Source organism: Frankia sp. CcCS3 (genome assembly GCF_977927575.1).
In genome coordinates, this window is the sequence record NZ_CDWRCL010000080.1 from 1 (window position 1) to 11789 (window position 11789).

The window sequence follows — 11789 nt, forward strand, 5'->3', positions numbered from 1 at the left end:
CCGCGACAGCGAGTGCCCCCGGCGACCCCGGGGCCAGCGCGGCCTCCGCGGCCGGGGGCACCGGCCGGGTCGGCGGGATCCGCTCGCTGCCGCCGTGCAGCACCTCGAACCGGCGGCCGAACGACCGGAGCACCTCGTTGGCCCGATGCACCACCTCACGCAGGGCGGTCGCCTCCGCCTGGCTGACCGGGACGCCGGGTCGCCGGCCGGACCGGAACGCGGTCACCGCGTCGTCCAGCCGGCGCATCTCCGCCACCGGCAGCGGGTGGTCCGGCCAGCCCAGCGGGACGGCGTGGCGGGACTCCGGCTCGAAGGTCAGGCCGCGGCTCCACGCCTCCCGCAGCTGGTGCGCCCATTCCAGCGCGTCGCGGGCGGTGGCCGCCGCGGCGCGGGCCTGCTCCTCAGGACTGAGTGCCGCCACCCGGCCACCGCGTCGTCCCGGCGGGGGAGTCGATGGGCCGCCCGCAGCCGGGCTCGCGGCCGGTGTGGCCGCGCGTCCGGTCGCCACCGTCCCAGTCGCCGCAGCACCTGCGCGGGTGCCGGTTCCCGCCGCCCGGCCACGCGGTCGCGATGCCCTACCGGCGGTCGCGGCGGCGGGCGCCGGTAGGGCATCGAACGCCTCCCGCAACACGGCCGCCGCCGTCTCGGGCAGCTCGCCGCGGTCCAGGTCGTGACGGACGGCCTCCTCGAAGTTCTGCAGCTGCTCCATGGCGTCGGCTAGGACGTGCAGGTCGGCCTGGCGCTGCGCGGTCTGGCGGGTGGCCCGGCCACCGGCGCGCAGGTCCTCGACGTCGTCCAGCAGCCGGGCCAGCGACTCCTCCAGTCGGCTGAGCGTGCCCGCGACCCGGCTCTCGTGGTGGTGCGCCAAGGCGAGCACGACACGCTCGGCCAGCGCCTCCACCCGCAGCACCGCTGGGCGCTGCCCGGAGACGATGTCGAGCGCCCGCTGCAGCGCCTCCAGGGTGGCGGCGTGCTCGCGGGCGGCGCGGCTCAGGGCGCCGGAGAGCAGTCCGGGGGTGATGGTCATCGTTCCCCATCGTCCGCTGGTGCCCCGCCCGCCACCGGGCCGCCCGGCGCCGTCCGCGGGGCCGGTGCCGGCAGGCCGGCGGCGAGCGGGCCGAGGGCCGCGTCGACCTCGGCCAAGGTGCCGTGGTCGACGGCCTGCTGGCGGATCCAGGGCACCAGCACCGGGGTGATCAGCCGGGGCAGGACCAGGGACATCACGGCCAGCACCGCAGTGTCGGTGACCGCCTGGCGCACCGCCTGCGCCAGCACCTGCTCGGTCATGCCGCGCAGCACCTCGCGGCGGCCGCTGCGCGCGACCGACCGGGCTCCCGCCGCCAGGCCCGCCCGCTCGGCGACCCGCAGGCCGTGCTGGGCGCTGGCCACGATGGCCCGGGCGCCGCGCCCGACCGCGACCACGTCGAACACGCTGAAGGCGACGCTCAGGGCGGCCATGAGCTGCGCGACCTGTACCTCCTGCCAGCGATGGAACAGCTCCGGGTCCTCCAGCGCCCGGTACAGGTCCCTCTGGCGGTCGGCCTCGGCGAGATCACCAGCGGTCAGCGCCAGGCCGGCTAGGCCGGTGATCGCTCCGGCGGCGACAGCGCCCAGCGGAGCGCAGAGCAGGCCGAGCACAATGATCCCCGCGGTGGAGGCGATGACCAGCAGGTCGTCGAGGGCGGCCTTGCGGCCCACCGCCCGGTTGATCCCCAGCACGTAGAGACGGTCGTTGCGGGCCGCGGTGCGAAGCTGCTCGTCCGCCAACGCGTGGATGCCCTGCAGCTGGAAACGCAGCCCGCGCCGGTCGGCGCCGCCCTCGCGCCAGACGTACTGCGAGGCCGCCACGGCGAAGTAGGCGCCCTCCGCCGGGTCGGATGCCTGCGCCAGCATCCGGGCGTTCGCCTCGGACATCTGGGTGAGCAGGCTCCGCAGGTGTTCCTCGACGAACGCCGGTTCGCGCTGGGCCCGGGCGTACAGCGGCTCCAGGTCCCCGATCTGCAGGAACAGCGGGTCGACCTGGTTGACCACCGCCCGCCGCAGGTTGATCTCGGCGTCCAGGTCGGCGGCGGTCCAGACCCGGTCCCGGAACCGCACCACCCGGTCACCGCCGCGGCGTTCGATGAGGGCGTCACCGGCGACGGCCAGCACTCGTGGCGGGACGGACCGGATCGGCGCCGGCAGCTCGACGAACATCATCCCGTCGCCCGCTGGGATCGTCTGGCTGACCGACAGGACGTCGCGGACCGAGCCGGTGACGAGCACGGCCTCGGAGTGCGTGATCGCGTGCCGCAGTGTGGTCACCACCACGACCGACTCGCCGAGGATGGCCAGGGTGGACGAGAAGGCCGTCGCGGTGGCGTCGAAGCCGGCGCCGCGGCGCCCGTCGATGCCGTGGCGGGAGGAGCGAAGCTGCTGTAGCAGCAGCACCCGGCAGGTCTCGGCGTAGAGCAGGGTGAACGCGTCGAGCAGGGACTCCGACAGCTCCGACCAGAAGCGCCAGGCCCAGCCACCGGCGTACGGCTCGCCGCCGGGGCGCACCTTCACCAGCCGGAGGTTCTCCGGTTCCTGGTAGGCGGCCATCAGGTCGTCGGCGAACCGGTGCAGGTCGGTGGCGATACCGGCGAGCGTCCGCAGCGCCGCGAACTCCGGGGTGCTGCCAGGCCGAACGTCGAGGTAGCCGTTGTTGCCGCGGCCGTCGTGGCGGACGCTGACCTGGGTGGTGGCGGTGCTGCGGACACCCTCCATGCCGACCGTGTGCGCCCGCACCGCGATCATCGTCGCGCAGTTCAGCGCGAACCGGCCGAGGTAGTGGCACTCCCCCACCCGCAGCCGGGCGGCGAGGTCGCGCATCCGGGCCAGCAGGCCCTGGACGCCGACCAGGTCCTGCGCCGGCGGCTCGGCCAAGAACGGCTCGCAGACCAGCGGCGGCCCGTCGCCCCCGCTGACCGGCCAGGGCCACCCGACGCCGGCCGGCTGGCCCGGCTGGCCACCTGCCCGCTCGCCGGTGCCGGTCTCCCGCCCGGGCCGGGTCGCCGTCGCCGGTCCCGGTGCCGCCCGGGCCACCCGGACCACCAGGTCCGCCGGCTGGCTCCGGGCCACCAGGCGCTCCCGCCCCAGGCGCGCCGCCGGCCGGGGTGACGACGATGACATCGTCGTCGAGCTGGTAGGTCTCTGACAGTGGGACCAGGTCGAGCTCCATCCCGGGCAGCACCCAGTCTGGCTGGCTGACCATCTCGACCAGGTCCCGCCGGCCGCCGGGGCCGGTGAGCAGCAGGTAGCAGGCCAGGCGGGCGGCCCGGCCGACGGCGGTGTCCAGCGCGCGGTCCACCAGGTCGGTGATGGCCGCGGCGTGGTCCGCGGCGCTCTGCCCGGGTAGCCGGGGGTGTGCCTGCTCGGCGGCCCGCCGCCAGGACTCGGCGTAGAAGTCGGTGACCACCGTCCGGGCCTGCGTCGCGCTGCCCTGCCAGCGCAGCCGGTACACCACTCCCGGGTCGAAGCTGAGCGGTTCACCCTCGCGCTGGCCGAAGCGGGGGAAGCGGAACCGGCCGAGCGGGAAGGACGACTCCACCCGTTGCTCGCCCGGGTGGACCGCCCCGATCTCGTAAGCCCCGGACGGGCCAAGGAACAGCACGCCGACCAGCCCAGACGCCGACGGCGCCACCGACGAGACCCGGACCGCCCGCAGCGCCGTCCGCACGTAGTTCTCGGCCGTCACCGGCGACCAGACGGTGGTCGACTCGGTCCGCCCCGGCGGGCTCGCCGCGGCCCCGGGCTCGCCGCCGCCGCCGTCGTCGTCGAGGACCTCGACCGCCGCGTCGCCGCCCTGGTAGGAGGGGATGACGTAGCGCCGCAACGGCCGGCTGAACCGGGCGGCGTCCACCGCCTCACCGACCGGCGGCTGCGCCGCGGATGTGCGGCGCAGCACCCCGTCGGACACCCCGGCGGCGGCCACCGCCCGACCGATCGCCCCGGCCACCACACGTTCCACGGCGGCCCGCTGGTCTTCGGTGAGCCCGGACGCCGCCGCGCCGGCCCAGCTGATCTCTGCGGGCAGCACGCGCACGCCCATCCCGTCCGGCAGGCCGTCGAGCACCCGGCCCCGGCTGGCCCGCACCGCCCGGGTCACGCCGGCCTCGACGGCGTCCGCCAGCAGGTCGGCGTCGGTCAGCCGGGTGGCGTCGACGACAAGCCGGACGGGGTGCACGACGCGGGTGGTCATCAGTCCCGCAGCCCGCGCACGATGTGCCGCGCGGCCAGCTTCGCGATGGCCTCGACGTCCGGCGCCTGCGCCTCGCGCACCTCGATCACGACCGGGAAGTGGTACTCGACGACCGCGCGCGGGTCGGCCGCGGCCGGTTCCAGCTCGGCCTCGCTGCCGGCGGCGGGAAGCACCAGCTCGCCGGCGTGGACGAGGGCGATCCCGGTCTGGCGGACCCGGACGGCACCGGGGCGTGCATCCTCGGCCACGCCGTCACCGGACTGTCGCGGACTCGCCGGACTTGGGCTCGACCGTCGCCGAGAGGCTGAAGCCGGAGAACACCGACGAGGGGGCGCCGGCGATCGTGGCGTTCGTCGGGGCGGCGGAGGTGATGACGCAGTCGCTGATCACGATCTTGATGAATGACCAGTCCGCGCCGTGCTCGGTCTCCTGCAGGATGATGTCGAACCGCGCGCCCGCCAGGGCCAGCGCCGTAAGCTGCGCCGCGGAGTCCCCGATCGCCTTCACCGAAAGGGAGAACGTGATGGTGGACGGGGTGTAGACCACCCCGATGTGCGTCTCCTCGATGGAGTTGAGCACCTCCGCGCCGAGAGTGAAGGTCGGCGAGAAGGAGTCCACTGGGACGATCTTGTGAACGCCGTCGGTGTTCTGCCAGGAGACGGCGAGCCGAGACCTCCAGTCGGGCATGACATGTCCCCTTCCGTTGAGCGGCGATGACGTCAGAAGGTCGGCGCGAGGGTGACGACGATCCGGTGGGTGGCCGGGCCGAGCACGACCTCCAGCGCGACATCCACCGCGCGGTTGGCCCGGGCCTGGGCGACGAGCGCCTGGTCGGCCGCCGAGCGGGACCCTTCCGGCAAGGTCAGGATGTCCAGGACCGGGATGCCGATGCGGAAGCCGTCGATGGCCGACGAGCGTTGCAGCGGCCCGAGGATGCCCTCGATCCGGGCCTTGAGCAGGATCAGCCCGGACCGGGTGATCCGGGCGTCGCCCACCAGGCCGATCAGCCCGGCCTTGAGCCGGAAGTCGATGTCGTCCAAGGTCCGGACGGTGTCGATGAACAGCTGCGTGGCGTCGGTGGTGAAGCAGCGACCCTCCGCGAAGTGCAGGCCATCCCCCACGATGAGCGCCGGATCGATGACCGGGATGATCCCGGCCTCGGACAGCTCTCGGATCTCGCCTGGGCTGTACTGCCCGGCCAGCGGCATCTGGATGCCGCGGACCCGCTTGAGCACGACGGACACCTGCGCCGGGTACCCGGCGATCGCGGCCGCCGCCGCGGCGGCCACGTCCCCGGTCGCGCCGCGGGCGGCGACCACCACCATCCGGCTGGAGTCGCTGCGCAGCGGGGTCAACAGGTCGACCAGGTCATCGACGTAGGTCGCGCTACGCGGCCGGGCCGGGTCGACCATGGCGACACCGATCCGCTTGTTGCCCTCGGCGGACATCGACTCCACATGCGCCTTCAGCGCGTGCAGACCGGTCGCCGCCTCGGCGCCAGCCGGCGCTCCGACGGCCGTGGTCCCGGCCAGGACCACGAAGGTGACGTCGTCGGCGGCATCCAGCGAGGCCGGCGCTTCGGCGAGCGCCGTGCCCGCCGCACGGACGCCGTAGACCGTGCTCGGCTTGGGGTCCTGCAGAAGCGCGACCCGCAGCGCCTCGTACAGCGGGTTCGCCTCCACCACGCCGCCCTGGATGCTGGAGAACAGGGTGCCGGCGTCGGCCAGGGAGCCGACGAGTCGCGGGGTGTTCACCGCCGCCGTCCCGCCGCGGGGGCCGTCCGGGGTGGCGCCGACCACGGCGAGCACACCCGGTGAGCGATGGGACACCGGCTGCAGCGCCGAGGTGTCGATGCGGACCTCGACGAAGGGGTACGCGGCGGCGACGGGCATGGCTTCCTCCGAGGTCCTAGCTGAGGGTGGCGGTGACGAGGGCGATGCCGTGACGGGCGAGCCAGGACGCCGCGATAGCCCGTCGTGCCGCCCGGAGCTGTTCCGGGGTACCGGCGGTTGGGCCGGGCCAGCCGTCGTCGTCGTCGAAGACGGCCTCGGGCAGCAGCCAGACCACGACCACGGCGTGCCGCCGGCGCAGGTGCGGTTCCGCCTTGGGTTCGCCGCCGGCGTCCACCACCCGCTGGCGGACGACGGCGCTCTCGCGCAGCAGAGCGGCGACGCCGCTCCCGGCGCCGCGGGCCAGGATCGGTGCGGTGACCGGCAGCCGGCGCACGACGGTGGCGGTGCCGGCGGGGTCGGCGAACGCCACCCGCACCTGGCCGGTGGCGACGTCCCCGGCGGGCCCACCGGCTGGCCCACCGGATAGCCACTGCGACGTGACGGCGGTGACCGGCTCGCCCGCCGGCCGGTACCGGGCCACCACGGCGCCCCGCCACAGGGCGGTCACCCGCGGGACGGCGGCGTCGACCAGGCCAGCGGCCAGCAGGTCAACCTCGTAGGGGACCGGGTCCTCCAGCCGCCGGACCATCCCGTGCAACCGGACCGACCCAGCGAGGTCCACGACCAGCTCGACGCTGTCGAAGACGGCCGAGTAGGGGCCCTCGAACTCGGGATGGTCGTAGCCGGCGGCAGCGACGGCGGCCAGCGCGGCCTGGTCGAACAACGCGGCGCGGGAGGCCTCGTCCGCCAGCCGCACGAGAGCGGCGTCCTCGAAGTCCACACCGCCTCCCCAACAGCCTTGTCGAGTGCAGCCTTGTCGATCTCCCGGCGGTCACCGGGACCTCGTCCTGATCGCGCAGAATACGCGAGCGTTTCGGGGGCGTCCGCCGAACAGGGGAACTCCGCGGTCGCGGTGCGCGACGGAGGTGACTGCTCCGCACCGGACCCGTCCTCAGTCCGCCGCCCGGTCGGCCCTTCTCGCGATCTTGGGATCAATCCGGCGCAGCAACAGCGCGGTGACCAGGATGCTCACGACCCCGACGGCGAGGCCGCCGGCGATGTCGGTGAGGTACAAGCCACCGGGCCCGATCCACGATCGCCAGCCAGCTCTACAATGCCAAGGAGCCGATGACGCTGTTCGAGCTGCAGGCGTGGCTCGGCCACCGGTCGTCGCAGTCGACGCAGTTCTACGCGAAGATCAGCCCGGCCACGCTGACTCGGGCCTACGACGACGCGGGATACTTCTCCCGCAACATGCGGACGGTCGAGGTCCTCGTCGACCGCGACGCCGTCGCCTCCGAGGCCGCCGCAGCCGGCGAGCCCTGGCAGCACTACGACCTCGGCCACGGCTACTGCACCTACACCTTCTTCGAGCAGTGCCCGCACCGCATAGCCTGCGCCAAATGTGACTTTTATACCCCGAAGGGCTCCAGCAAGGCACAGATCCTGGAGGCCAAGGAGAACCTGCAGAAGATGCGGGCGATGATCCCGCTCACCGAGGACGAGCAGGCCGCCATTGACGACGGCAGCACCGCCCTCGACCGGCTGCTGGAACGGCTCGCCGGCATCCCCACACCGGCCGGGCCGATACCCCGACAACTCGATCTCCCGGCCCGCGCCACCATCCTCCCGATCGTCGGTGTCCACCAAAGCCCGGGAGGGTCGATTTGACAACTCTGATTCCACAGAAAGACCAAGCGGATCATGCACCAGATGCACGGCCGCGCCGGCTTCCCACTCCTCCGCCACCGGATCCTCCTTGGCTAACGCACAGTCACCACCGGATGTGCGGCAGAGCCAGAACAACGGTGTAACTCCACTGTGATGCTCTGTGCATACGCGCAGGTAGAGGAGGCACCAGATGACCAGCATGACGACAGATCCGGCAGCGGAGACGATCGCGGGCGAACCGGCAGCCGCCGGCGCCCAGGCCGCAGCCCCGGTGCTCGACGAGGACGGACGCGAGTCACCATCTGATCATGCCTGGCCGCCAGCGCAGGGTCGTGCCAGCCGGACGCAACAGAGCCGTCCGGGTTGAGTCCGGGCCTGGTCCGGGTCTGGTGTCGGGTTCGATCCGGGGCCGTCCTATCCGGATTCAGTCCGGGTTCGGTCCGGATGTAGGTCAGTGCGGGGGCTCGCGTGGCGATGGCCGCGCCGCGCGAGCCCCGACTCACCGACGGTCAGCTACTGTCCGCGACCTTGGCCAGGGTCGGCTTGAGCTGCTCGAGCTGCCACGGGATATTGAGGATCGTCGGGTTGTTGACCGCGCCGGCCGTGAAGGCGTCGACCTGCAGGACCCGTCCCGCCTTGACCGCCGGGATGTCGGTGAACAGCTTGTTGCCGTTCATCTCGGTTTTCAGGGCTGGGGTGGCGAAACCGATCAGCACGAAGTCCGCGTCCAATGCGTCGAGCTTCTCCATGCTCAGCGACCGGTCCACTACATTGGCCGTCACACCCGGCGCGAGCTTCATTCCGAGTTCGGTGTAGAGCTGGACGGACACCGTCTTCGGGTCGTCGATGACCGCGAGCCCGCCCGGCTCGTAGTAGAAGGAGTAGCTGAACGTCTTGCCGGCCAGGCCGGGAAGGCTCGACCTGGTGTCCTGGATGATTTTCTCGATGGCGGCGATCGCCTTCCGGGTGTCGGCGTCGCGGCCGACGGCCTTGCCGATGATGGTGCTGTTCTCCTGCCAGGTCGCGATGCCGGCGTCATCCGTGTAGCCGACGGTCGGCGCGATCTTCGAGAGCCGGTCGTAGTAGTCGGCCAGGCCGTAGAAGTTGGTGGCCAGGATCAGGTCGGGATGCAGCGCGGCAATCTGCTCGAGGTTCAGGTCCCCGCTGGTGCCCAGAGCGGCGCTCTTCGACAGGTCGATCTTTCCCTGGAGCCAAGGGAAGACGCCGTCGGGCTTGTATTCGTTCTTCGCGTACGCGATCGGCGTGATGCCGAGCGTCGCCAGGATGTCCTCCTCATAGCTGAGCGCGATGATCCGCTTCGGCTGGGACTTGATGACCGTGGTACCGAACTTGTTCTTCAGCGTGACCGGGAAACTGCCCGTCACCGCGCTCGCCGACGCGGCCGTCCCACCGCTGCCGTCGCCGCTACTGCCGCAGCCGGCCGTGACGGCCAACGCGGTAGCGGCCAGGATCGCCGCCAGGAGGAGTTTCAGTCTGTTTCGCACTGCTTTCTCGTTTCCGTGGTCAGGCCGCGCGTCGGGACGGCTCGCGGGTCGCGGGTCGCTTCCCATCCGGCGATGAGGCTGGGTCCGCCGGCATGAGATGCCGTCTCTCCTTGTGGTCACGCGCCGCTGACTAGGCAGACGTAATTTAGGTAAGGCTTACTTAATTAGATGGCGGCGTCCTCGTCTACCCCATCCGCCGACAAATCCGGGCATGGGTCGGTGAGCGCCCGGCGGTCCACCTTCCCGCCGGCGGTGACGGGGAGCGTGTCGACCACGGTCACGACGCTCGGCACCATGTACTGGGGAAGCAGGTCGGCACACCAGGCCAGCACCTCGTCGGCGAGCGTCCCGCCGGCCGGGCCGGCATCGGCTCCGGCCCGATCGGCATCGGGGACGACGAAGGCGAGCAGCCGGGGCGCGGCGGCGTCCCGGGACAGGACGACCGCCGCCCGCCGCACCCGGGGGTGCCCGGCCAGCGCAGCCTCGACCTCCTCCAACTCCAGCCGCATCCCGCGGATCTTCACCTGGTTGTCGGCCCGGCCCACGAATTCCAGCCAGCCGGCGCTGTTCCACCGGGCGAGATCCCCGGTGCGGTACATCCGCGCGCCATCACCGGCGAACGGGTTGGCGACAAAGCGCGACGCGGTCAGCGCCCCGTTGTTCACATAACCGCGGCCGAGCAGGAAACCGGCCACGTACAGCTCGCCGACCGCGCCGGAGGGCACCGGGGCCAGCAAGTCGTCGAGGACGTGGAGCTGGGTATGCGGATTCGGTCGGCCGATGGATGCGGCGAGCCGTTCGGCGCTGTCCCGGTAGATCACATGAGAGACGCCGATCGTCGTTTCGGCCGGGCCGTACCCGTGGTAGAGCGCAGTGTCGACCTGGGCGCGGAAACGGGCGAAAAGCGCGGGTGTCAGGACCTCGCCTCCGCACCAGACCTGCCGCAGCGAGCTGAGCGCCGACGTCCCTTCCGCCGCCTCCAACAGAACGTCCAGCATCGACGACACCAGATAGACGAAGGTGACCCGCTCCCCCTCGATGAGCTCAAGCAGGTATCCCGGGTCAAGCTCACCGTCCGGCTCCGCCACGACCACCCGGCCGCCACAGACGAGCGGTAGCAGAATCTCGTTGATCGAAATATCGAACGACAACGGCGCCTTGAACAGGGACGCATCGTGCGCGCCGAAGGCGAACAGATCCGTCACCTGCCACCGCAGCCGTTCGGCTATCGCGTCATGCCGGATCATCGCCCCCTTGGGAGTTCCGGTCGACCCGGAGGTGAAGATCACGTAGGCCAGCCCCGCCGGGGGGACCGGCAGGTCGAGCGTCTCGGCCGACTCGCCGCCCCAGGACCAGGCGCCCAGGTCGACCGGCACGGCGGGCACACCGTCCACCAGCCCGCCGGACTCCACCGGCGCAGCCGGACCGGTCACGATCAGCCGGGCTCGCGCGTTGGCCAGCACCCGCCGGCGCCGCTGGTCGGGCCAGGCCGGCTCGACCGGGACAAACGCCCCGCCCGCGACCATGACCGCGAGGACCGCGACGATCATCTCCGCTGATCGGACCAGCCGGATGCCGACGATGTCTTCCGGCCCGAGGCCCTGTGCCCGTAGCGCCCGGGCGAGCTGGAAGACCCGGGCGCCGAGCTCCCGGTAGGTCAACCGCACTCCGGGTGCCACGACGGCGGTCGCGCCCGGTGAGCGCCGCGCCTGGGCGGTGAACAGATGGGCGACGGTCGAGGCCCGCGCGGGCAGGCTGGCGTCATTGCAGCACTCGAGCGTCGTCGGCGGGCCGGCCGGCTCGACCGGCGGTGGCCCGGGTTCCTCAAAGCGCAAGCTCACAACCATTCCATCCGTCGACAGTGAAGCGGGAACCGTCAATGCCAGGCGTCAGCCACCACGCCCCGGAAACCCGACGGGGAAGCGGCCGGCGCGGAGTTCGGTCGGTACAGCGTCAGGCCGCCCACCTTGATGTGATCAACTTTTGACAGTTTAGCAAGTAAGCCTTACCTGCTCAAGGTAAAGCTTACTTAATCAAGATCGTGGCCGCCGGACCGGGTCCGGACCGCCACCGCCGGGCTCGCCGGCGGCGGACAAGCCTCCGGGACCGGAGCCAGCCGGCGCGGCGCCGGACGCCGGTAGGCCGGCCAACCGGTCCGGATCACCGCCGTGCTGGTTTCCGGCGCCGAACCGGCGGTTTCCCGCTCGGTACGGAAATCCCGACGGGTGCGATACACTCGTGGGCGTGACGCGCACCGGCGATAGCGACCCAGAAAATAGCGATTCAGGCGCCCGGGCCGCTAAAAGAGTCCCCGGAATACCTGCCCGGCCACAGGAAAGTGACCCCTGATGGGAAGTGTTCTTGCCGTCAACATCGCCGTCGTCCGAACTGATGCGTGGACCGGAAGGCAGGGTCGGAGCGGGATTGACAAGCGTCCCGCCGAGGGGCCGGTGCACGTCGGCCGGTACGGCCTGCGCGGAGACACCATCTGCGACCTGA

At 72.1% G+C, this 11789-nt stretch carries 10 protein-coding genes and 1 pseudogene; 2 read left to right on the forward strand and 9 right to left on the reverse strand.

The annotated features are described in order from the left end of the window. The 7 genes and pseudogenes from AC08OQ_RS09450 to AC08OQ_RS09480 all read right to left on the reverse strand — a co-directional run. Positions 1-1027: pseudogene (locus AC08OQ_RS09450) on the reverse strand (hypothetical protein); the annotation flags it as partial. Continuing rightward, on the reverse strand, positions 1024-3102 hold the full coding sequence (locus tag AC08OQ_RS09455; protein ID WP_476611988.1) for a hypothetical protein: 2079 nt from the start codon (positions 3100-3102) through the stop codon (positions 1024-1026). The gene AC08OQ_RS09455 and the pseudogene AC08OQ_RS09450, both read right to left, overlap by 4 nt. Before the next feature lie 1119 nt (positions 3103-4221). Then, entirely contained in the window at positions 4222-4470 is a 249-nt protein-coding gene (locus AC08OQ_RS09460; RefSeq protein ID WP_476593250.1) for a hypothetical protein, read from the reverse strand. A 4-nt stretch (positions 4471-4474) separates the two neighbouring features. Then, positions 4475-4909: a hypothetical protein gene (locus AC08OQ_RS09465; protein ID WP_476599870.1), complete on the reverse strand. Its 435-nt coding sequence runs from the start codon at positions 4907-4909 to the stop codon at positions 4475-4477. Between the two features lie 32 nt (positions 4910-4941). After that, positions 4942-6114, reverse strand: coding sequence for a hypothetical protein (locus AC08OQ_RS09470; protein ID WP_476599872.1), 1173 nt, complete (start codon positions 6112-6114; stop codon positions 4942-4944). 16 nt (positions 6115-6130) lie between these two features. Further along, positions 6131-6895 carry a hypothetical protein gene (locus AC08OQ_RS09475; protein WP_476599874.1) on the reverse strand — a complete coding sequence of 255 codons (765 nt, stop codon included), beginning with the start codon at positions 6893-6895 and terminating at the stop codon, positions 6131-6133. A gap of 171 nt (positions 6896-7066) precedes the next feature. Next, positions 7067-7189 (reverse strand): hypothetical protein, encoded by a 123-nt coding sequence (locus AC08OQ_RS09480; protein ID WP_462188541.1) that lies wholly within the window; start codon positions 7187-7189, stop codon positions 7067-7069. A 53-nt stretch (positions 7190-7242) separates the two neighbouring features. Here AC08OQ_RS09480 and AC08OQ_RS09485 point away from each other — a divergent pair, with 53 nt between their 5' ends. After that, entirely contained in the window at positions 7243-7785 is a 543-nt protein-coding gene (locus tag AC08OQ_RS09485; protein WP_476599876.1) for a hypothetical protein, read from the forward strand. A gap of 190 nt (positions 7786-7975) precedes the next feature. Then, complete coding sequence (locus AC08OQ_RS09490; RefSeq protein WP_476611989.1) at positions 7976-8152, forward strand: hypothetical protein; 177 nt, start codon at positions 7976-7978, stop codon at positions 8150-8152. A gap of 142 nt (positions 8153-8294) precedes the next feature. Here AC08OQ_RS09490 and AC08OQ_RS09495 read toward each other — a convergent pair whose 3' ends face one another. Both AC08OQ_RS09495 and AC08OQ_RS09500 read right to left on the reverse strand, forming a co-directional pair. Then, a complete protein-coding gene (locus AC08OQ_RS09495) occupies positions 8295-9290 on the reverse strand; it encodes an iron-siderophore ABC transporter substrate-binding protein (protein WP_476599878.1) in 996 nt (331 codons plus the stop codon). A 164-nt stretch (positions 9291-9454) separates the two neighbouring features. Further along, positions 9455-11137, reverse strand: a complete 1683-nt coding sequence (locus tag AC08OQ_RS09500) for an amino acid adenylation domain-containing protein (RefSeq protein WP_476599880.1) — start codon at positions 11135-11137, stop codon at positions 9455-9457. Between the last annotated feature and the right edge of the window lie 652 nt (positions 11138-11789).